Genomic DNA, 19,767 nt, shown 5'->3' with positions numbered 1-19,767 from the left:
CCGGGGCCCCCGTGCTGGCGCAAGCCAGCATGGGGTAGTATCACCTGAGCCTCCGCCAAAGCTCGGGGCTAAAGAGGAGGAAAACGGGCAGGATCTCTATCCGGCCCGCCCACATCTCCAGGATGAGGACCACCTTGGAAAGGGGGTGAAGCCCAGCGTAGGAACCAAAGGGCCCCACCTCGCCAAGCCCAGGACCGATGTTGCCGATAGCCTGGGCGCTGGCGGTGAAGGCCACCACAAAGTCCTTTTCCAGTAGGGCGATGATCACTGCTCCCACGCCGAACAAGAGGGTGTAAAGGAAGACGAAAACGGAAACCTGCCTCAGGGCCTCCTCCCCCACCACCCGCCCGCCCAGCCTTAAGGGGAGGACGGCCTTGGGGTGGAGGGTGCGGGTGATCTCCCGGCGCAGAAAGCCGAAGAGGAGAAGCCAGCGCACCACCTTGATGCCGCCCGCTCCCGAGCCCGCGCTTCCCCCGATGAACATCAAAAGGACCAGGATGGCCTGGGCGGGGACCACCCACTTTGCGAAGTCCACGCTGGCGAAGCCGGTGGTGGTGAGGATGGAGACCACCTGGAAGAAGGCGTGTCGGAGGCTGGCCTCGAGGCCATAGAGGTGATGGGTGTAAAGGTAAAAGGCCAGGGCCAGCCCCGCCAGCAGCACGATCCCCGTGTAGGCGCGAAACTCGGCGTCCTGGATGAGAGGCCTTGTCTCCCGCCGGAAGAGGAGGCGGTACTGCAGGAGAAAGCTCACCCCCGCCCAGAACATGAAGAAGGTTCCCGCCCACTGGGCCAGGGGAGCGTAGGCGGCGAAGCTATTGGGGTTGGGGCTGAAGCCCCCGGCGGGAGCGGTGGTGAGGGCGTTGGCCAAGGCCTCAAAGGGGGGGATGCCAGCAACCAGGTAGGCCACGAAGGCGAGAAGGGTCAGAAGGACGTAGGCCCTTAGCACCGCCCGGGCCGTCTCCCGAAGCTTGGGGGTGAGCTTCTCCTTCTCCACCCCGGTGCTCTCGGCGAAGAAGGCCTGGCGGCCCGCCACCTGGAGCTGGGGGAAGACCACCAGGAAGAGCACCACGATGCCGATCCCCCCCATCCACTGGGTGAGGCTCCGCCAGAGGAAAAGGCTCTGGCCGAACCGGCCGAAGTCCGAAAGGACCGTGGCCCCCGTGGTGGTGAAGCCCGACATGGCCTCAAAGAGGGCATCCAGATAGCCCATCCCCCCGGAAAGCCAGTAGGGCACGGCCCCCAAAGCGGGCACCAGGAACCAAAGGAGGGCCACGCTGGCGAAGACCTCGGCCCGTCTGGGCTGGGCCTCCGGGTGGCCCAGGCCCTGGAGAAGCCGCCCAAGGCCCACCCCCAAAAGGGCGGCCACGGCGAAGCCCCGGGCATCCTCGCCCAGGAAAAAGGCCCCCAGGGCGAAGAGGAGAAGGAGGAAGCCCATCCCCTGGTAGGTGAGCCCCAGGAGGTAGAGGCTCGCCCCCAGGCCCCGCCTAGCGGAGGATCTGGGCCAGGGCTTCATCCGCCACCTCCCGGGCCGCCACCAGGAAGAGCCGGTCCCCCGGGAGGGCCTCCAGGTCCTCCCGGTAGAGCATCACCCGATGGTCCCGCTCCAGGGCCACGGGAACCACCTCGGGTAGGGCCAGGTGCCGCAGGGGCTTGGCCTTGGAAGCCTCGGGAAGCTCCACCTCCAGAAGCTCTATGTTCTCGTCCATGGTGGAAACGTGCTCCACGTTCTCCGGCCCCAAAAAGTCCAGCACCGAGCGCACCGCCGCCTGCCTGGGGGTCAGGGCCAGGTCAATGCCCACCTGCTCAAAGAGCCGGCGGGTCTCCGAGCGGGAAACCCGGGTGATGACCTTGCTGACCCCAAGCTGCTTGGCCAGGAGGGAAGCCAGGAGGTTCTTCTCGTCGTTGTCGGTGACGGCCACCACCACGTCGGCCTCCGCCATGCCCTCGGCCTCCAAAAGCTCTATGTCGGTGCCGTCCCCGTGAATGACCAAAGCCTCGGGGAGCTCCTGGGAAAGCCACTCGCACCGCTCCCGGCTGGCCTCAATGAGGACCACCTCCACCCGCCTTTTTAAAAGCTCCTGGGCCACCATGAAGCCCACGTTCCCCCCGCCCAGGATCATGACCCGGCGCACCTCCCGCCCCACGGCGAAGTGGGCCTCCAACTCGGGAAAGGCCCGGGCGGTGGTGACGAAGAGGAGCTTGTCTCCGGGCTCCAGAACGAGCTCGGGAAAGAGGGAATGGGCAAAGCTCAAAAAGGTGCCGTCCCGAACCACCCCCACCACCAGGACCCCTTCCGGCCAGGCCATCTCCCAGAGGAGGCGGTGGGCGTAGGGCCCCCCTTCCTTCACCCGGTACTCCACGAAGCGAAGCCGCCCCTCGGCCAGAAGCTCCACGTCCACCGCCCCGGGGACCAGGATCACCTCCACGATCTCCCGGGCCATGGCCCTTTGCGGCCAAAGGACCTTGTCTATGCGGGTGCCCAGGATCTCCGCCGTCCTGGGGTCGGCCAGGACGTCCACGTACCCCCCCTTGCCCACGAAGCAGAGGACCTGCCTGGACCCCAGGCCCTTGGCCAGCAGGGAGGCCAGGAGGTTCACCTCGTCGGAGTCGGTGCAGGCGATGAAGAGGTCGGCCCGGTCCACCCCCGCCTCCCGCAGGGTGTCGGGGTCCGTGGCCCCGCCCACCACCACCTTCACGTCCAAAGAGCCCAAGCGCTCCCGGGCCTGGGGGTTCCGGTCAATGACCACCACCTCGTGGGCCTTCTCCAGGGTGCGGGCCAGCTCGCCCCCCACCTCCCCGCCCCCAGCGACGACGATGTACATACCGCCCCTATCCTACGCCTGGACCCCGAAGAGGTCGTGGGTGTCCGCCCGGGTGATGCGCACCCGGACCCTCTCCCCCACCCGGACCGTGCCGTCCGTCTCCACGTAGACCACCCCGTCAATGCCGGGGGCGTCCCGGTAGGAGCGGCCCACGGCCAGGCCCGGCTCGGGAAGCTCGTCCACCAAGACCTCGAGGACCCGGCCCACGAAGCCCTGGTTCTTCCTGAGGCTGATCCTGGCCTGGAGCTCCATGAGCCTAAAGAGGCGCTCCTCCTTGACCTCCTCGGGCACGGGATCGGGAAGGAGGTTGGCCTCCGCCCCCTCCACCGGGGAGTAGGTGAAGGCCCCCACCCGGTCCAGCTCCGCCTCCTCCAGAAAGTCCAGGAGGATCTGAAAGTCCTCCTCGGTCTCCCCGGGAAAGCCCACGATGAAGGTGGAGCGCACCGCCAGCTCCGGCACCACCTCCCGCCAGGCCTTCAGGGTCTTGAGGTGACTCCCGTACCCCCCGGGGCGGCGCATGAGCCTCAGGATGCGCTCGGAGGCGTGCTGGAGGGGCACGTCCAGGTAGGGGAGGACCTTCCCCTCGGCCATGAGGGGGAGGAGGTCCTTTACGTGGGGGTAGGGGTAGACGTAGTGGAGGCGGATCCAGACCCCAAGCTCAGCCATGTTCTCCAGGAGGTCCTTGAGGTGGGCCCGCACCAGCCGGTCGCCGAAGAAGCTCTCCCGATGCCCCAGGTCCACCCCGTAGGCGGAAAGGTCCTGGGCGATGAGGAGGAGCTCCTTGGTGCCGGTGGCCGCAAGCCGGTACGCTTCCGCCAACACCTCGGCGGCGTCCCGGGAGCGGAGCCTTCCCCGAAGCTGGGGGATGATGCAGAAGCTACACCTGTGGTCGCACCCCTCCGAGAGCTTGATGTAGGCGTAGTGCCGGGGCGTGAGCTTCACCTGAGGCGGGATCAGGTCCAAGAAGGGGTCCCTAGGGGCGGGCAGGACCGCCTGCACCACCTCCAGCACCCGCTCCACCTCCCCGGGCCCCGTCACCGCCAGCACCTGGGGGTGGGCCTCCCGGATCACCTCGGGCCTGGCCCCCAGGCACCCCGTGACCACCACCTTGCCGTTGGCCTTCAAGGCCTCGCCGATGGTGGCCAGGCTCTCCTCCACGGCCGGGGTGATGAAGCCACACGTGTTGACGATGACCAGCTCCGCCTCCTCGTAGCTGGGGCTGGTCTCGTAGCCCAGAGCCCTGAGCCGGGAGAGGATCTGTTCCGAGTCCACCAAAGCCTTGGGACACCCCAGGCTCACAAAGCCGATCTTCGCCATATCCCTCCTGGGGCCTTGGGGCCCAACAAGGGGAAAGTATAGCAAAAGCTTCAGGGGAAGCTTTTGGTGACGGGTTTGCCGGGCTCCCCCATGGGGCCCAGGTCCTGGCCCTCCAGGATCACCCGCACCGCCCCGGGATTCCCGGCCCGCACCTCCACGGGCAGGTCAAAGCTGAGCTCGGCCCCCACCTCGGGAATGCCCTCGTAAAGCCGCTTATCCCCCTGCCGGACCCTGAGCCAGCTCCGGCCTTCCAGCTTGAGAACCAGCTTGCCCTTCTCTACCGGGACGGGAGGGCTTGCGGGCGGGGGCTGGGGAAGGGGCTTCAGGCGGTAGGTGAGGGTGAGGGGGGCCTTGAGGAGGACCTCCGCCTCGAGGGGCTCATAGCCGGGAAGCTCCAGCCTTAAAACCCTCTTCCCCCCCTCCACAGGGGGGCTTTCCAGGGGGGTCTGGCCCAGATAAAAGCCGTCCAGGTAGACCCGGGCCCCGGGGGGCTCGGAGACCACCCGCAAGGGGTAGCGCTCCGGGGGCTTGGAGGGAGGAGGCGGGGCCACCTCCACCACCTGGACCGGGCGGGGTCTTAAGAGGAGGTAGGCCCCGTAGCCCAGGCCAAAAAGGAGCAGGAGGAAAAGGAAAAGCCCCAGGGGAAAAGGGCGCCTCCCGGGCCCCTTCCTGGGAGGCGGCGGCGGGGCCTGGCGGGGGTAGAGGGCCAGGAGGGGCTCCGGGTCCAGGCCCAGGAGGAGGGCGTAGCGGCGCAGGTAGCCCCGGGCCAGGGGAGGCTCGGGGAGCGCCTCAAAGCCGCAGGCCTCCAGGGCCTCCAGAACGCTGGCCTTCAGGGCCAGGCGCTCTGCGGCCTCCTTCAGGGAAAGCCCCTTCGCCTCCCGGGCCCGCCTTAGCCTCTCGCCCAGCTCGCACACAAGGCTATTCTAGCCCGGCCCAGGCCAGGGCCACCTGGGCCGCCACCCGGGCGTTCTCCAGGAGGAGCCTCTCGTTGACCCGGTCCGTCTCCCCCTGGGAAAGCTCGGAGAGCTTCCGCAGGAGGTAGGGGGTGAGGGCCTTGCCGTGGACCCCCTCCCGGGCCGCCTGGCGGCCCGCCTCCTCCACCATCCGGGCCACCTCCTCATAGGGAAGCCCCTGGGAGACGGGGTTGGCCAGGAGGACCCCTCCCAGGCCCAGCTCCCGGGCGCGCTTGAGGACCAGGGCGGCCTCGAGGGGGGTCTCCACCACGGCGGGCACGGGGTAGGGGGAGGAGGGGGAAAAGAAGGCGGGGAGGCGGTCCGTGCGGTAGCCCACCACGGCCACCCCCAGGGTCTCCAGCCGCTCCAGGGTGGCCTCCAGGTCCAGGATGGCCTTGGGCCCCGAGGCCACCACCAGGATGGGGGTGCGGGAAAGGGCCACCAGGTCGGCGCTCTCGTCGTAGGGCTCGGGGTGGACCCCGCCGATGCCCCCCGTGGCGAAGACGGCGATGCCGTGGCGGTGGGCCAGGTGGGCCGTGGCCGCCACCGTGGTCCCGGCGCTAAGGCCGCGGGCCAGAAGGGCCGCCAGGTTCCAGAGGCTGGCCTTATCGGCCCCGCCCCTGGCCAAGGCCTCCATCTCCTCCGGGGTAAGGCCCACCCGCACCTCGCCCCGCACCAGGGCGATGGTTCTGGGGATGGCCCCCTCGGCCCGCACCGCCTCTTCCAGGGCCAGGGCCGTCTTCAGGTTCAGCGGGTAGGGCAGGCCGTGGGTGAGAACGGCGGACTCCAGGGCCACCAGGGCTTCCGGCACGGGCCCCAGTATAACCGGCCTCGGCGCTTCTTTGGGGCCCCAAAAGGGCGTGCCAAAGCCCAGGGCTAAAGGCTCTTCCGGGGCCCCCACCGCGGATTTCGCCGCGGTGGGGCACTTAGACCTCGGGCCAGACCAGGACCTCCTCCCCCACCTTGAGGCCCAGGAAGAGGAGGTGCTCCGGGGCCAGGCGGAGCTCCACGCCAAGCCCCTCCACCCCCTCCACGGCCAGGCTCCCCTCTCCCTTGCCCCGCACCCGCACCCGGGCAAACCCCCCGTAGTGGGACCGCCAGGCGGTGAGGAGGAGGCGGTCCACCTGGGCCCCCCGTCCCCCCAAGGCCACCCGCAGGCGGGCGGTGTGGGGCACCCGGGGGTGGACCTCCAGGAGGCGGAGCCGGGCCAGGTGCCCCAGGCGCTTCAGAACCGCCTCCAGGGGAAGCCCGGTGGCCGCCGCCAGGTCCAGGGGGCTCTTTCCCGCCCCCAGGGCCAAAAGGAGGGCCTGGTCCTCCCCTTCCAGGGTGGCCCCATAGGCCCGGGAGGAGGGGCGCACCAGGTCAAAGGGGCCCACCTCCACCCCCTCGTCCAGGAGGCGGAGGGCCTCCAGGAGGTAGGCCTCGAGGGGGGCCTCGAGGGAGGTCGTGGGGGCCCGCTCCCCCAAAAGGAAGCGGAACCTCCCCTCCTTTAGGGCCAGGATCCCCAAAAGGGCCTCCTTGCCCGCCTTCTTTCCCAAAAAGGCGTGGACCGGCCTGCCCCCCTCCAGGTACACCCCGCCCCCCTCCACCAGAAAGGCCCCGGTCTTCCCCCCCTGGGCCAGAAGCTGGAGGAGGTCAATGGGACCTAGGAGGCGGAAATCGCCTTCCATAGCGCTCCCAGATACCCTTCCCCAAAGAAGTGGACGTGGGCCAGGAGGTAGTAGACCTGGTAGCGGGGAAGGACCCTTTCCACCTCCTCGGGGATGGGGTAGGCCTCCCGGTAGGCCCGCCAGAAGGCCTGGGGAAAGCCCCCAAAAAGGCGCATCATGGCCAGGTCCACGCCCCGCTCCCCCACGAAGAAGGAGGGGTCCAGAAGGGCCGGGCCGCCCTGGGCGAAGTGGACGTTGCCCCGCCACAGGTCCCCGTGGAGGGGGGCGGGCCCTTCCGTGGGGAGGGGTTTAAGGTAAAGGGCCTCCACCTTGGGGCCCAGCTCCCCAAGCCGCCCCCAGGTGGCCTTCAGGAGAGGCTCCACGCACCTCAGGAAGAAGAACTCCGTCCACGCATCCCCCCGCCTTTCGGGCAGGGGAAAGGTGCCCAGGTACCCCGCCTCGGCCCAGTAGGCCTCCTCTCGGCTTCGGTGAAGGCGGGCCAGCATCCGGGCCAGGCCCTCCCAGTCCTCCGGGCCCGGGGACAGGTACTCCAGGACGATCCCCTCTTCCCCCCACCAGTAGACCCGGGGCACCCTCGCGCCCCGCGCCTCGAGGGCCTTCAGGCCCCTGGCCTCGGCCTGGAAGAGGCCCGGCGGGGCGTGGCGCGCCGTCTTCACCACATAAGGCCCCAGGCGGTAGACCAGGGCCATATCACCCCCGTGGAGGGGGGTGGGCGGGCCCTCGGCCTCAAGCCCCGCCTTCTCCATCAGCGACAGGGGGTCCATATTGGTCCAAGAAGGCCCGGCAGGCGGCCTCCACCATCCAGTAAACCTCCCGGCAGTCCTGGAGGTCCCCATAGTAGGGGTCCGGCACCTCGCCCCCGCCCAGGTAGTCCAGGAGAAGCCGGGCCTTGCCCCTGGCCTCGGGAAAGCGGCGGTGGACCTCGAGGAGGTTCTCCCGGTCCATGACCAGGATGTGGTCAAAGCGGAGGGCGTCCTCCCGGGTCATCTGCCGGGCCACGTGGGAAAAGTAGGCCCCCTCCTCCTCCAGAACCCGCCTGGCCCGGGGGTCCATGGGCTCCCCGGCGTGCCAGGCCCCGGTGCCTGCCGAGTCCACCTCAAAGCGGTCCTCGAGGCCTCTCTCCCGCAAAAGCTTGCGGAAAGCCCCCTCCGCCAGGGGGCTTCGGCAGATGTTGCCCAGGCAGACGAAGAGCACGCGCACCGGGCGCTCCATGCCCCCTATGATACCCACCTAAGTACCCCACCGCGGCAAAAGCCGCGGTGGGGTGCTTAGTAAGGGAGTTCGGCCACCACCTCCGTGCCCTTGCCCAGCTCCGAGCGCACGAAAAAGCGCCCGCCCCGGGCCTCCACCCGCTCCCGCATCTGGGTGAGGCCGAAGCCCCCAAGCCCCTGGGCGCTGGGCTCGGCGAAGCCCCGGCCGTTGTCCCGCACCACTAGCCTCGCCCCCCGCTCCCCTAAAGGCTCCAGGACCACGTCCACCCGGGTGGGCCTGGCGTGCTTGGCGGCGTTGGTGAGGGCCTCCTGCAACACCCGGAAGAGGACCAGCTCGCTGGCCTGGGAAAGCCCCACCCTTTCGGGCGTGGAGATCTGGACCCGGAAGCCCGCCTGCTCGGCGAAGGCCTGGGCGTAGCGGCGCACGGACTCCAGAAAGCCGTAGCGCTCCAGGTCAATGGGCCTAAGGGCGAAGATGCTCCGCCGCACCTCCCGGATCTGGGCCCTCAGGGTGTCCTTCACCTCGGCCAACGCCTTCAAGGCCGCCTCCCGGTCCTTGTCCAGGAGGCGCTCGGCCAGGTCCAGCTTCAGGGCCATAAAGGCCAGGCTCTGGGCGATGCCGTCGTGGATCTCCCGGGCGATGCGGGTGCGCTCCTCGTTGATGGCCAGCTCCTCGGCCCTTAGGTAGGCCTGGGCGTTCCGCACCGCCAGGGCCACCTGGGAGGCCAGGAAGGAGAGGAAGGGGATGCGGCGGGAAAGCCCCTTCCCCTTGACCACCAATACCCCCACGGGCTCCCGAGCCTTGAGGGGCAGGGCCAGGGTCTCGGGGGCCACGAAGACGGGCCCCTCCAAAGCCCCCTTCCAGGGCCCCTCCGGCAGAAAGGGGTGGCCTGGCAGGTCCAGGTTCCGCACCACCCGGGGCACCAAGAAGCCCTCCTCGTCCAGGAGGAGGACGCCCGCCCCCTCGGCCTCGGCCCAGGCGCGGATGCGCTCCAAAAGCCCCTCCAGAAGCCGGTCTAGGTTGGCCTCGGCCTTCAGGGCCTGGTCCACCTCGTAGAGGGTGAGGAGGTCCCGGCTTCGGGCCACCACCGCCTGCAGGGCCCCGGCCACCTCGTGGGCCAGAACCTCCAGGAAGGCCCGGTCCGCCCCCTGGGCGCAGACCTCCAGGTACCCCTTAAGCCCGGGAAGCTCCACCCTGAGGCCCTCCCCCTCGCACCCGGCCCGCACCCCCTCCACCTCGAGGCCCACGGGAAGGCCCAGGCTCTCCTCCAGGACCCGGGCCACCCGCTGGACCGCCTCCTCCAGGTTCTCGCTCTTCAGGGCCTCGCGGAAGACCCGCCCCGCGGCGAGAAGCCTGCGGTTGGCCTCCTCCAGGGCCCTTTCCGCCCTGGCCCTCTCCAGAACCTCCTGGGCGATCCACTCCAGGACGGCGTAGGTGACCAAAGGCCCCACCAAGCCGTAAAAGCCCAGCCGGAGCCAAAGGGTGAAGTCCTGGTGGCGGTAGGGGAGGAGGGCCAGCTCAAAGGCCACCACCACCAGGGCGATGATGGGGGGCAGGAGGCGCTGGGCCAGCCGGACCAAGCGGATCAGGTTCTCGCTAGCCATCCTTCTTCCTCATCTGGTAGCGGCTCTGGTGCAGGAGGCCCCTGAGCATCTGCACCTCCCCCGGGGTGAGCCTGGCCTTGTGGAAGATGCGCCTCAGGCGGCGCATAGCGTGGGGAAAGCGGTTCTGGTCGGTGAAGCCGATCTCCAGCACATAGCGGCCCAGGTCCTCAAAGAAGGCCTCGAGGGCCGCCACCTGGGCCAGCTCCTCCCGGGGAAACCTCCCCTCCCCCACCGCCTTAAAGAGCTCGTAGGCGAAGACCACCACCGCCTGGGCCAGGTTCAAGGAGGGCTGCTCCGGGGCCGTGGGGATGGTGCCGATCACGTGGGCCAGGGCCAGCTCCTCGTTGGTGAGGCCAAAGGTCTCCCGGCCGAAGACCAAGGCCACCTCCCCCTCCACGGAGAGGACGCGGGCCGGCACCTCCCAGGCGGGGACCATGGGGGCCGGGTAGAGCTTCCGGGGCCTGCCCGTGGTGGCTACCACCAGCTCTACGTCCGCTAGGGCCTCCATCAGGCTGTCCACGGCCACAGCCCGGTCCAGGATCTCCTCGGCGTGGACCGCCAGCCAGTAGGCCTCCCTGGCCCAGGGGGGCCCCACCCGGGGGGCGGGGTTGACCAGGTAAAGCCGGGCCAGGCCGAAGTTGCGCATGGCCCGGGCCACCGCCCCCACGTTCATGGGCTCCTGGGGCTCCACCAGGACCACCCGCACCCGGGACAAGGCCTCCCTCATGGCGCCTCCTCCGAAGGCGGTGCCTGGGGGGCCGGGCTCTCCTCGGGAGCCGGGCTTTGCAGGCCCGTAGGTGGGGTTTCCCGGGCCCCTGGCCCCTCCGCCGGCAGGGTGGGCTTCGGGGGAGACGGCGGCGCAGGGACCTTGCCCTCGGGGAAGACCATCTCCCCCCCCCCCGCCGAGGGGTAGCCGGAGAGGAGGTCCACCCGGGCCCGGACCAGGCCCGGGGGCGGGGGGAAATCCTGCCCGGGCCGGCCCCGCAGGGCCTCGGCCACGAAGTCCCGCCAGATGGGGGGGTTCACCACCGAGCTGGAGGGCTCCCGCCCCCCCATGCGCAGGGGGCGGTTGTCGTCCCGCCCCACCCAGACCACGGCCGAAAGCCCCCGGGTCACCCCGGCGAACCACAGGTCCCGGGCCTCGTTGGTGGTGCCCGTCTTGCCCCCCACCACCCGCCCGGGAATCCGGGCCCCTTTGGCCAGGCCCTTCTCCCCCAGGTCGTAGACGTAGCCCTTCAGGAGGTCCCAGCCTTGGTAGGCCACCAGGGGGTCAAAGAGGAGGCGGCGCTCGGGGGTGGCCCGGTAGAGGACCTCCCCCCTGGCGTCCTCCACCCGGGCCACAAAGATGGGGGCCACCCGGTACCCCCCGTTCACGAAGGCGGCGTAGGCGGCGGCCAGGTCTATGGGGGTGATGGAAGCCCCCCCGATGGCGATGGCCAGGGTGGGGTAGCGCACGGCGAAGCCCGCCTGGGCGAGCTTTTCGGCGACCTTTTCCACCCCTACCTGGTGGGCGGTGTAGATGGCGGGCAGGTTCAAGGAGAGGTCCAGGGCGTAGCGCAGGGTGATGCTCCTGTTTAGGAAGGTGCCGGAGAAGTTCTTGGGCCGCCAAACGCCCCCCGGCTGGCTGGGGTCGGGGAACTCCAAGGGGCGGTCCGGCACCAGGGTGGCCTGGGTCCAGCCCGCCTCGAGGGCGGTGGCGTAGACGAAGGGCTTCACGGCGCTCCCCGGGTTCCTCAGGGCCCGGGTGGCCCGGTTGTACTGGTCGTTCTCCCGCCGGATGCCCCCCACCAGGGCCAGGACCTCCCCCGTCTCCGGGTCCAGGCCCACCAGGGCCAGCTCGGCCCCCTCGGGCAGGCGGGCCCTCTGGGCGGCGGCCTCCGCCGCCCGCTGCATGGCGGGGTCCAGGGTGGTGTAGACCTTGAGCCCCCCCTCCCCATAAACCTTCTCCTTGCCGAAGCGGGCCTCCAAGAAGCGCCGCACCTCCAGGACGAAGTGGGAGGCCATTTTGGGGCTGATGGAGCGGACCAGCCGGGCCTCGGGGTCAACGAGCCTGGCCTCCAGGAGGTTCCCCTCTTCGTCGTAGCGGGCCCGCCAGCCGCTGGGCTCCAGGGGTTCGCGCCAGGCGGCCTCGGCCACCTCCCGGCTCACCCAGCCCTCGGCCACCATCTCGTTCAGAAGGCGGCGCATGCGTTCCCTGACCCCCTTGAGGTCGCCGTAGCGGGCGTTGGGAGCGGGGATCAGGGAGGCCAGGTAGAGCCCCTCGGCCAGGCTCAGCCCCCCCGGGTCCTTGCCGAAGTAGGCCTCCGCCGCCCCGGCGATCCCCACCGCGTTCCCTCCCCAGGGAATCACGTTCAGGTACATCTCCAGGATCTCCTCCTTGGTGTAGCGCCGCTCCAGCTCTAGGGCCAGAATCCACTCCTTGATCTTCCTTTCCAGGGTTCTCTCCTGGGCCAGGTCCTTGAGGAGCGTGTTCTTGAGGACCTGGGTGGAGATGGTGCTCCCCCCCTGGAGGTCCCCCTTCAGCACGGCGTAAAGGGCTCCGAAGAGGCGGAGGAAGTCCACCCCGTAGTGCTGGAAGTAGCGGCGGTCCTCGGAGAAGACGATGGCGGCCACCGCCGCCGGGGAGACCTGGGAAAGCCGCACCAGGCCCCGGTGGATGGCCCGCCCCTCCTCCACGCTGGCGATCTGGGCGAGGAGAGAGCCGTCCCGGGCGTAGAGGGTGGAGGTGGCGGTCAGGCGAAGGCGGTCCAGCTGGGCAAGGTCGGGGAGGTCCCGGGTGAAGGCGTAGGCCACGTAGCCGAGGGCCAGCCCCGCCCCCAGAAAAAGCGCCAAGAGGAAAAGGGCGAAAAGCCGAAGCCAGCGCACGGCCCCTAGTTTACTCGAGGCCCACCCTTAAGTACCCCGCCGCGGCTCTTGCCACGGCCCCAAAAGGACGTACCGGAGCCTAAATAGCGATGGGTGGCCACTTAAGTACCCCACCGCGGCCTTTGCCGCGGTGGGGGCCCCAGAAAAGCCCTTCCACAGCCCCGGCTTGGGCACCCTATGTCGCAAAACCAACGTGCGGGCACTTAGGAGGCGCTTCCTAGAGGGAGATCCAGGAAGCGGAAGAGCTTCTCCCGGGTTAAGGGTTTTTCTATGGCCTTCACCCGCACCACCTCCGCCGTGGTGCGGAGCTTCTCGGAAGGGGGGATGAGAACCGCGATGGAAACGAACTTTAAGCGCTTCACGTGGCGGATCCGGTTGGCGACGGAAAAGGGGTCCAGGTCCAGGTCCTCGTCCAAAAGGATGTGGCGGGGAGTGTTGTCCACCAGCCAGAAGAGCCCCTCCTTGGCATTATCAAAGTGGCGCACCGGGATCCCCCGCTCCGAGAGGAGCAGGTCCACGTAGGCCCTCAAGGCCTCGTTGCGGCTTAATAAAAGCAGGCCCGGATACTCCGCCGCCACGGGCTGAGTTTATCGGACCTCTGTAAAAATCGCATGAAAAAAGGCGTGGCTGGGGCGCGTGGACTCGAACCACGACCGGCGGATCCAAAGTCCGCTGTCCTGCCATTAGACGACGCCCCAGCGCCAAAGGCAATTTTAGGGCAAAGGAACCCCGCCGTCAAACGCTGAAGAGGATGTAAAGGACATCCCCGTCCTGCACCTCGTAGTCCTTGCCCTCGAGGCGCACCCAGCCCCGCTCCTTGGCCCTGGCCCACCCCCCGGCCTCCACCAGCCTGTCCCAGGGGATGACCTCGGCCCGGATGAAGCCCCGCTCCATGTCGGAGTGGATCTCCCCGGCGGCCTCCTTGGCCTTGGTCCCCCGGCGCACCGTCCAGGCCCGCACCTCCTTCTCCCCCGCCGTGAAGAAGGTGACGAGGCCCAAAGCCCGGTAACCCGCCCGGGCCAGGCGCTTTAGGCCGCTTTCCTTTAGGCCGTAGGCGGCGAGGAGCTCCCTGGCCTCCTCCTCAGAAAGCTCGGCCAGCTCCGCCTCCAGCTTGGCGGAGACCACCACCACCTCGGCCCCCTCCCGCTCCGCCCGGGCCCTCAGGGCGGCCACGTGGGGGTTACCCGCGCCATCGGGCAGGTCCTCCTCCGAGACGTTGGCCACGTAGATGACCGGCTTGGCGGTGAGGAGGGGGGTCTCCTTGAGGAGGCGGCGGCCCTCTTCGGAGAGGGGAAAGGTGCGGGCGGGCCTGCCCTCGGTGAGGTGGGCGTGAAGGCCCTCGGCCTCCTCCAGAAGGGGGGCGAGCTCCCGGTTGGCCCGGGCCTCCTTCCTCAAGCGCCCTAGCCGCCTTTCCCAGGTGGCCAGGTCGGCCAGGAGGAGCTCCGTCTCCACCACCTCCACGTCCTCCAGGGGGTCCACCCGGCCCATGACGTGGACCACGTTGGGGTCGGGAAAGCAGCGCACCACGTGGGCGATGGCCGCCACCTCCCGGATGTGGGCCAGAAACTGGTTGCCAAGCCCCTCCCCCTTGTGGGCCCCCTTCACCAGGCCGGCGATGTCCACGAACTCCACGTGGGTGGGGATGACGGGCGGCAGGCGCTCCCCTCTGGCGAAGGTCTTCTGCAGGGCGTAAAGGCGCGGGTCCTCCAGGGCCACCACCCCCACGTTCTTGTCAATGGTGGCGAAGGGGTAGTTGGCCGCCAGGACCCCCGCCCGGGTGAGGGCGTTGAAGAGGGTGGACTTGCCGACGTTGGGTAGACCGACGATGCCTACGGCGAGCATGCTGACCTCAAAAAAAGCCCCGTCCGGGGCTTCGCCTTATCCTAAATGCCCGCCCTTTGGTTTCGCAACATGGGGTGCCCAACTCGGGGCTAAGGGCTTTTCTGGGGCCCCCACCGCGGCAAAAGCCGCGGTGGGGTACTTGGCACAAAGTCTCCTAGCCTTCTCAAAGAAAACCCCTCTATGATGGACAGGGTATGGACCTGGCCGCCCACATTGACCACACCCTGCTGAAGCCCACCGCCACGCCGGAAGAGGTCCTGAAGGCGGCGGAGGAAGCTCTGGAATGGGGCTTTTACGGCCTCTGCATCCCGCCCTCCTACGTGGCCCTGGTGCGCCAGGCCTTCCCCCACGCCCCCTTCCGCCTGGTGACCGTGGTGGGCTTCCCCTTGGGCTACCAGGAGAAGGAGGTGAAGGCCCTCGAGGCCGCCCTGGCCTTCGCCCGGGGCGCCGACGAGGTGGACATGGTCCTCCACCTGGGCCAGGCCAAGGCGGGGAAGGTGGCCTACGTGGAAGAGGAGGTCCGCGCCGTGCGGCAGGCGGTGCCAAGGGCGGTCCTCAAGGTGATTCTGGAAACGGGCTACTTCACCCCGGAGGAGGTGCGCAACCTGGCCGAGGCCGCCATCAGGGGCGGGGCGGACTTCCTCAAAACCTCCACCGGCTTCGGCCCCAGGGGGGCGAGCCCGGAGGACGTGGCCCTCCTCCTGGAGGTGGCCCGGGGCCGGGCCCAGGTCAAGGCGGCCGGGGGCATCCGGGACCGGAAGACCGCCCTGCGGTTCCTGGAGATGGGGGCCACCCGCCTGGGCACCTCCAGCGGCGTGGCCCTGGTGCGGGGGGAAGAGGGGCATGGGTACTAGAAGGCGCAAGGGTAAGGAGATCGCCGGGCTTCCCGGCTACCTGATCCTCCTGGTCCTTCTCCTCCTCTGGCTTTTCCAGGAGCTCCGCCCTGGCCCCTCTCCCTCAGCCCTCCCGGAAACGGGGCAGGCGGAGGTCTACTTCATGCCCCAAGACGGGCCCCAGGCCAAGGCCCGTCTCCTCGCCCTCATGGCGGGCGCCCGGGAAAGCCTCTATGGGGCCTTTTACGAGTTCAGGGACCTGGAGATCGCCAAGGGGCTCCTTGAGGCCAAGGCCCGCGGCGTGAAGGTGGAGATCTACGGGGAAAGCGACTTCCGCCAGGACTTCCGCCGCTACCTGGTGGCGGCGAGCCTGGGCCAGACCCAGGAGCCCCCCAGGGTGCCCCAGACGGCCCTAAGGGAAAGGGTCCGGCCCACCTCCATAGACTGCGAGGAGATCGCCGGGATTCCCGTCTGCTTTGACGAGCGGGAAGGCTTCATGCACCACAAGTTCCTGGTGGCCGACGAAAAGGCGGTCTGGACCGGGAGCACCAACATGACCTGGAACGCCTTCGCCCGCAATGACGAAAACAGCCTCCTCCTCCCCTCCCCCACCCTGGCCCGGGGCTACGCCCGGGAGTTCAAGGCCCTCTTCGGGGGGAATAAGGAGGGCCTTGGCGAGCCCGTGGCCTTCCGCCTGGAAGACCCTCCGGTGGAAGGCACCGCCTACTTCAGCCCCAAGGGGGGGAAGGCGGCCCGGGAAGCCCTGCTTCAGGCCGCCCGGGAGGCCAAGCGGGAGATCCTGGTGGCCGCCTTCGTCCTCACGGACCGGGAGGTGGTGAAGGCCCTCGAGGACGCCCACCGCCGAGGGGTGGAGGTCAAGGTCCTTCTGGAGACCCGCACCCTCCGGGACAGCCGGGAGGAGGACCTGAGGAGGGCGGGCATCCCCGTGCGCCAGGACGGGAACCCCTACACCCTGCACCACAAGGTCCTGGTCCTGGACGGGGAGCGGGTGGTGACCGGAAGCTACAACTTCTCCGCCCGGGCCTGGCAGGTGAACAACGAAAACCTCCTGGTCCTGCAAAGCCCGGCCCTGGCCCAGCGTTACCGGAAGGAGGTCCTGAGGCTATGGGAGGAAGGGAAGCCCCTCTGATCCTGGCCTCGGGGAGCCCCAGGCGGAAGGCCCTGCTCGAGGCCCTGGGCTACCCCCTCCGCCTGGCCCCACCGGAGGTGGAGGAAGACCTGGACCTCCCCCCGAGGGAGCTGGCCCAGGCCTTGGCCCGGAGGAAAGGGGAAAGGGTGGAGGGCCAATGGGTCCTGGCGGCCGACACCGTGGTGGACCTGGAGGGCGAGGCTTTGGGCAAGCCCAGGGACCGGGAGGAGAACCGCCTTTTCCTCCGCCGCCTCTCGGGGCGGGCCCATTTGGTCCACACCGCCATCTACCTCCGCACACCTTTGGACCTGGTGGAGGAGGTGCACACCGCCAGCGTTCACTTCCGCCCGCTAAGCGAGGAGGAGATCGCCTGGTATGTGGAAAGCGGCGAGGGGCTGGATAAGGCGGGGGGCTACGGCGCCCAGGGCCTGGGCATGGCCCTCATAGAGAGGGTGGAGGGCGACTTCTACACCGTGGTGGGCCTTCCCGTCTCCCGGGTCTTCGCCCTCCTGTGGGAAAGGGGGTTCCGCCCGTGAGGGAGGTGGCCCTCCGCCGGGCGATCTTCCTCCTTCTCCTCCTCCTGGGGCTTGGGCTTTCCGCCCTCACCCGGCCCATGGCCCCGCGCCTGGCCCTCACCCTTTCCCCCCTCACCGCCCCCCTGCCCGCCCTGGGGTTTCGCCTAGGGCAGAACCTGAAGGCCTCCTGGAGCGCCCTCCTTAACCGCCAAGACCTTTACGCCGAAAACCAGGCCCTGAAGGAGAAGCTGGCCCTTCTAGAAGGGGAAAATCGCCGCCTAGCCCTGGAGGTGGCCCGGCTGGAGCGGGCTCTGGCCGTGCGCAAGACCCAGGCCCCGGGGCTCATCGCCGTGGCCCCGGTGATCGGGGAGGACCTCTCGGGGCTTTACCGCCGCCTCCTCCTGGGCATGGGGGAGCGGGACGGCCTCCGGGTGGGGATGCCCGTGACCGCCCCCCAGGGCCTGGTGGGCCTCATCGTGGAGGTGGAGGAAAGGCGGGCTTTGGTGCGCACCCTGGTGGACCCGGAAAGCCTGATCGGGGTGCGGCCGGAAAAGGGCTTGGGCCGGGGAATCGCCCGGGGAGCGCCCCCCGATAGGCTCCTCGCCGAGTTCCCCCCTTCGGTGAGGGTGGCCCCGGGCGACCTCCTGGTCACCGGAGCCCCCCTAGGCCTCTTCCCGGACGGCATCCCCGTGGGCCGGGTGGAGCGGGTGGAAAAGGCCCTGGGCGGGCTCAAGCTGAGGGCCTGGGTCCGCCCCCTGGTGGACCTCTCCCTTCTGGAAGAGGTCATGGTGCTGAGGCCCCTATGAGGCGCCTTATGGCCCTCCTCCTCACCCTCTTCCTTTCGGGCCTCCTCTCGGCCCTCTGGCCCCAAGGGCTCATGGCCCCCGACCTCTTCCTGGTCCTGGCCCTCTGGTACGCCCAGGGAAGCCCCGCCTACCTGGGCCTCCCCGTGGCCTTCCTCCTGGGGCTCCTCCAGGACCTTTTGGGCTATGGCCTAGTGGGCCTCCACGGCGTGGGTCTTCTCTTCGCCGCCTACGCCTACTACGCCGCAAACCGCCGCCTGGCCTCCGGGGAAAGCCTCCCCGCCCTGGTGGCCTTCACCTGGGCCTTTGCCGCCAAGTGGCTGGGCCACTTCCTGGTGGCCTACTGGCTGAGGCTGGAAATCCCCCCTCTCATCCCCCTGGACCTCCTCCTCGAGGCCCTCTTCACCCTCCCCCTCTTCCTCCTGGCCCGGCGCTTTAGACCATGAAAAGCCGCCTCTACGCCCTCATGGCCTTCTTCCTCCTGGCCTTCGGCCTCCTAGGCCTGAGGGCCTGGCAACTCCAGGTGCTGGAGCACGAGAAGTACGCCTTAAGGAGCCAGGGGAACTACCTGAAGACGGAGAGGATCCCCGCCCCCAGGGGCCGCATCCTGGACCGCAAGGGCCGGGTCATCGCCCAGGACCGCCTGGCGGTGGACCTGGTCTACGAGGGGGGGGAGGTGGCCTTCAAGGAGAGGCTTCTTCCCCTCCTGGGCCTCAAGGAGCTCCCCAAGGGCCCCGCCGTCCTCAAGGCGGGCGTCCCCGAGCACCTCCTGCCCACCCTGGCCGAGCTGGTGGCCGGCCAGAAGAACCTGAAGCTCGTGGAGCGCATTGAGCGCACCTACCCCAACCCCATCTCCGGTCCCGTCCTGGGCTACGTCCTCTTGGCCAACGCCGAGCAGGTGAAAAGGGGCTACCACCCGGAGGAGGAGGTGGGCCAGGCGGGCCTCGAGGCCGCCCTGGAGCCCTACCTGCGGGGCAAGGCGGGGGTGAGGGCGGTGGAGGTCAACGTCCGGGGGGAGCGCCTCCGGGAGACCATCCTGGAGGAGCCCACACCGGGGCAGGACGTGGTCCTCACCCTGGACCTGGACCTGCAGAAGGCGGCGGAAAAGGCCCTGGAGGAGGCTTTAGAGGACATCAACGCGGGCCGCCGCCAGATGGGCCTCCCCCCCGCCTCCCGGGCCAAGGGGGCCATCGTGGCCCTGGACCCCACCACGGGGGAGGTTTTGGCCATGGCCAGCTCCCCTTCCTTTGACCCCCATCTCTTCGCCCGAAGGCCCGTGCCCAAAGAGGCCAGGGCCCTTCTGGAAGACCGGGACCTGCCCCTCCTCAACCGGGCCGTCCAACCCTACACCCCGGGCTCCACCTTCAAGCTGGCCACGGGCTACGCCCTCCTGGAGGAGGGGTATGTGAACCCCGCGACCACTTACCGCTGTAGCCCCTACATCGTCTACGGGGGCCAGGTGCGGCGCAACTGGGCCACCCGGGACATGGGCCCCATGACGGTGAAGGAGGCCATCGCCTGGAGCTGCAACACCTGGTACTACCAGGCGGTGGCCCAGGACCCCTTGGGCTTCGTGGACCGGCTGGCGCAAAGGGCCCGCCTCCTGGGCCTGGGCGAGGCCACGGGCCTTGAGGTGGCGGAGAAAACGGGCCTCCTCCCCACAAGGGGCTGGAAGCGGGAGGCCCTAAAGGAGCCCTGGTACCCGGGGGAGACCCTTTCCGTGGCCATCGGCCAAGGCCCTATCCTCGCCACTCCCGCCCAGATCGCCCGGATGCTGGCCACCATCGCCAACGAGGGCAAAAAACCCCGCCTCCACCTGGTAAAGCGCCTGGGAAACTTTCCCGTGGCCCCTCGCCTGGAGCCCGTGCCGGGGCAGTCCTGGAAGGTCCTGAAGGAGGGCATGAGGAGGACGGTGACCCAGGGCACGGCCCGCCACGTCCTGGGGGACTTCCCCGTGCCCACGGGCGGCAAGACGGGGACGGCCGAGACCCCGGGCAAGCGCCGGGGCCTGGAGCACGCCTGGTACATGGGCTACGGCCCCGCGGAGCCCGGCACCCCTTACCCTCCCCTGGTGGTGGTGGCCTTTTTTGAAAACGGGGGGGAGGGAAGCCGGGTGGCCCTGCCGGCGGTCAAGAAGGTCATGGCCGCCTACTGGAAGGTGCCCGCCCCTTAGAATGGGGC

Annotated in this window: 19 protein-coding genes and 1 tRNA gene; 6 read left to right on the top strand and 14 right to left on the bottom strand. The window is 69.3% G+C overall.

Annotated elements, in window-relative coordinates:
- Nucleotides 1-40: 40 nt before the first annotated feature.
- The 14 genes from BVI061214_RS08195 to ychF all read right to left on the bottom strand — a co-directional run bounded on the left by BVI061214_RS08195 (nucleotide 41) and on the right by ychF (nucleotide 14,285).
- Entirely contained in the window at nucleotides 41-1,513 is a 1,473-nt protein-coding gene (locus BVI061214_RS08195) for a TrkH family potassium uptake protein (protein WP_053767976.1), read from the bottom strand.
- On the bottom strand, nucleotides 1,485-2,822 hold the full coding sequence (trkA, locus tag BVI061214_RS08190) for a Trk system potassium transporter TrkA (protein WP_053767975.1): 1,338 nt from the start codon (nucleotides 2,820-2,822) through the stop codon (nucleotides 1,485-1,487). The genes BVI061214_RS08195 and trkA overlap by 29 nt, the downstream gene beginning before the upstream one ends.
- Before the next feature lie 12 nt (nucleotides 2,823-2,834).
- A complete protein-coding gene (gene rimO, locus BVI061214_RS08185; RefSeq protein WP_053767974.1) occupies nucleotides 2,835-4,139 on the bottom strand; it encodes a 30S ribosomal protein S12 methylthiotransferase RimO in 1,305 nt (434 codons plus the stop codon).
- Between the two features lie 50 nt (nucleotides 4,140-4,189).
- Nucleotides 4,190-5,053, bottom strand: coding sequence for a RodZ domain-containing protein (locus BVI061214_RS08180; protein ID WP_053767973.1), 864 nt, complete (start codon nucleotides 5,051-5,053; stop codon nucleotides 4,190-4,192).
- Between the two features lie 4 nt (nucleotides 5,054-5,057).
- On the bottom strand, nucleotides 5,058-5,903 hold the full coding sequence (locus BVI061214_RS08175) for a pseudouridine-5'-phosphate glycosidase (protein ID WP_053767972.1): 846 nt from the start codon (nucleotides 5,901-5,903) through the stop codon (nucleotides 5,058-5,060).
- 115 nt (nucleotides 5,904-6,018) lie between these two features.
- Nucleotides 6,019-6,762: a DUF4388 domain-containing protein gene (locus tag BVI061214_RS08170; protein ID WP_003047745.1), complete on the bottom strand. Its 744-nt coding sequence runs from the start codon at nucleotides 6,760-6,762 to the stop codon at nucleotides 6,019-6,021.
- A complete protein-coding gene (locus tag BVI061214_RS08165; RefSeq protein ID WP_053767971.1) occupies nucleotides 6,738-7,526 on the bottom strand; it encodes a fructosamine kinase family protein in 789 nt (262 codons plus the stop codon). The genes BVI061214_RS08170 and BVI061214_RS08165 overlap by 25 nt, the downstream gene beginning before the upstream one ends.
- Nucleotides 7,489-7,974, bottom strand: a complete 486-nt coding sequence (locus BVI061214_RS08160; protein ID WP_156303246.1) for a low molecular weight protein-tyrosine-phosphatase — start codon at nucleotides 7,972-7,974, stop codon at nucleotides 7,489-7,491. Before BVI061214_RS08160 ends, BVI061214_RS08165 begins: the two co-directional genes overlap by 38 nt.
- Before the next feature lie 56 nt (nucleotides 7,975-8,030).
- A complete protein-coding gene (locus BVI061214_RS08155) occupies nucleotides 8,031-9,578 on the bottom strand; it encodes a sensor histidine kinase (RefSeq protein WP_053767970.1) in 1,548 nt (515 codons plus the stop codon).
- Nucleotides 9,571-10,305, bottom strand: a complete 735-nt coding sequence (locus tag BVI061214_RS08150; protein ID WP_053767969.1) for an RNA methyltransferase — start codon at nucleotides 10,303-10,305, stop codon at nucleotides 9,571-9,573. Before BVI061214_RS08150 ends, BVI061214_RS08155 begins: the two co-directional genes overlap by 8 nt.
- Nucleotides 10,302-12,443, bottom strand: a complete 2,142-nt coding sequence (locus BVI061214_RS08145) for a transglycosylase domain-containing protein (protein WP_053767968.1) — start codon at nucleotides 12,441-12,443, stop codon at nucleotides 10,302-10,304. The genes BVI061214_RS08150 and BVI061214_RS08145 overlap by 4 nt, the downstream gene beginning before the upstream one ends.
- Nucleotides 12,444-12,646: 203 nt before the next feature.
- On the bottom strand, nucleotides 12,647-13,021 hold the full coding sequence (locus tag BVI061214_RS08140; RefSeq protein WP_053767967.1) for a hypothetical protein: 375 nt from the start codon (nucleotides 13,019-13,021) through the stop codon (nucleotides 12,647-12,649).
- 46 nt (nucleotides 13,022-13,067) lie between these two features.
- Nucleotides 13,068-13,141, bottom strand: a tRNA-Gln gene (locus tag BVI061214_RS08135).
- A 37-nt stretch (nucleotides 13,142-13,178) separates the two neighbouring features.
- Nucleotides 13,179-14,285 carry a redox-regulated ATPase YchF gene (ychF, locus tag BVI061214_RS08130; RefSeq protein ID WP_053767966.1) on the bottom strand — a complete coding sequence of 369 codons (1,107 nt, stop codon included), beginning with the start codon at nucleotides 14,283-14,285 and terminating at the stop codon, nucleotides 13,179-13,181.
- A gap of 194 nt (nucleotides 14,286-14,479) precedes the next feature.
- Between ychF and deoC the strand changes: the two genes are divergently transcribed.
- From deoC to BVI061214_RS08100, 6 genes are read left to right on the top strand one after another with little or no spacing between them, the layout of a single operon-like run.
- A complete protein-coding gene (deoC, locus tag BVI061214_RS08125; RefSeq protein ID WP_053767965.1) occupies nucleotides 14,480-15,139 on the top strand; it encodes a deoxyribose-phosphate aldolase in 660 nt (219 codons plus the stop codon).
- Nucleotides 15,129-16,268: a phospholipase D-like domain-containing protein gene (locus tag BVI061214_RS08120; RefSeq protein ID WP_053767964.1), complete on the top strand. Its 1,140-nt coding sequence runs from the start codon at nucleotides 15,129-15,131 to the stop codon at nucleotides 16,266-16,268. Before deoC ends, BVI061214_RS08120 begins: the two co-directional genes overlap by 11 nt.
- Complete coding sequence (locus BVI061214_RS08115) at nucleotides 16,244-16,804, top strand: Maf family protein (RefSeq protein WP_053767963.1); 561 nt, start codon at nucleotides 16,244-16,246, stop codon at nucleotides 16,802-16,804. Before BVI061214_RS08120 ends, BVI061214_RS08115 begins: the two co-directional genes overlap by 25 nt.
- Entirely contained in the window at nucleotides 16,801-17,589 is a 789-nt protein-coding gene (gene mreC, locus BVI061214_RS08110) for a rod shape-determining protein MreC (RefSeq protein WP_053767962.1), read from the top strand. The genes BVI061214_RS08115 and mreC overlap by 4 nt, the downstream gene beginning before the upstream one ends.
- Nucleotides 17,586-18,032 (top strand): hypothetical protein, encoded by a 447-nt coding sequence (locus BVI061214_RS08105; protein ID WP_053767961.1) that lies wholly within the window; start codon nucleotides 17,586-17,588, stop codon nucleotides 18,030-18,032. Before mreC ends, BVI061214_RS08105 begins: the two co-directional genes overlap by 4 nt.
- Nucleotides 18,029-19,759, top strand: a complete 1,731-nt coding sequence (locus tag BVI061214_RS08100) for a penicillin-binding transpeptidase domain-containing protein (RefSeq protein WP_053767960.1) — start codon at nucleotides 18,029-18,031, stop codon at nucleotides 19,757-19,759. The genes BVI061214_RS08105 and BVI061214_RS08100 overlap by 4 nt, the downstream gene beginning before the upstream one ends.
- Nucleotides 19,760-19,767 lie beyond the last annotated feature (8 nt).

Source organism: Thermus aquaticus, from assembly GCF_001280255.1.
Classification (GTDB): Bacteria; Deinococcota; Deinococci; order Deinococcales; family Thermaceae; genus Thermus; species Thermus aquaticus.
The sequence above is the reverse complement of the archived record's forward strand: the minus strand, read 5'-3'. Positions and strand labels throughout refer to the sequence as shown.

Coding starts and splice junctions, on each gene's coding strand:
- BVI061214_RS08195 (WP_053767976.1), bottom strand. CDS start 1,513: ATGAAGCCCTGGCCCAGATCCTCCGCTAGGCGGGGCCTGGGGGCGAGC.
- trkA (WP_053767975.1), bottom strand. CDS start 2,822: ATGTACATCGTCGTCGCTGGGGGCGGGGAGGTGGGGGGCGAGCTGGCC.
- rimO (WP_053767974.1), bottom strand. CDS start 4,139: ATGGCGAAGATCGGCTTTGTGAGCCTGGGGTGTCCCAAGGCTTTGGTG.
- BVI061214_RS08170 (WP_003047745.1), bottom strand. CDS start 6,762: ATGGAAGGCGATTTCCGCCTCCTAGGTCCCATTGACCTCCTCCAGCTT.
- BVI061214_RS08165 (WP_053767971.1), bottom strand. CDS start 7,526: ATGGACCCCCTGTCGCTGATGGAGAAGGCGGGGCTTGAGGCCGAGGGC.
- BVI061214_RS08160 (WP_156303246.1), bottom strand. CDS start 7,974: ATGGAGCGCCCGGTGCGCGTGCTCTTCGTCTGCCTGGGCAACATCTGC.
- BVI061214_RS08155 (WP_053767970.1), bottom strand. CDS start 9,578: ATGGCTAGCGAGAACCTGATCCGCTTGGTCCGGCTGGCCCAGCGCCTC.
- BVI061214_RS08150 (WP_053767969.1), bottom strand. CDS start 10,305: ATGAGGGAGGCCTTGTCCCGGGTGCGGGTGGTCCTGGTGGAGCCCCAG.
- ychF (WP_053767966.1), bottom strand. CDS start 14,285: ATGCTCGCCGTAGGCATCGTCGGTCTACCCAACGTCGGCAAGTCCACC.
- deoC (WP_053767965.1), top strand. CDS start 14,480: ATGGACCTGGCCGCCCACATTGACCACACCCTGCTGAAGCCCACCGCC.
- BVI061214_RS08120 (WP_053767964.1), top strand. CDS start 15,129: ATGGGTACTAGAAGGCGCAAGGGTAAGGAGATCGCCGGGCTTCCCGGC.
- BVI061214_RS08115 (WP_053767963.1), top strand. CDS start 16,244: ATGGGAGGAAGGGAAGCCCCTCTGATCCTGGCCTCGGGGAGCCCCAGG.
- BVI061214_RS08105 (WP_053767961.1), top strand. CDS start 17,586: ATGAGGCGCCTTATGGCCCTCCTCCTCACCCTCTTCCTTTCGGGCCTC.
- BVI061214_RS08100 (WP_053767960.1), top strand. CDS start 18,029: ATGAAAAGCCGCCTCTACGCCCTCATGGCCTTCTTCCTCCTGGCCTTC.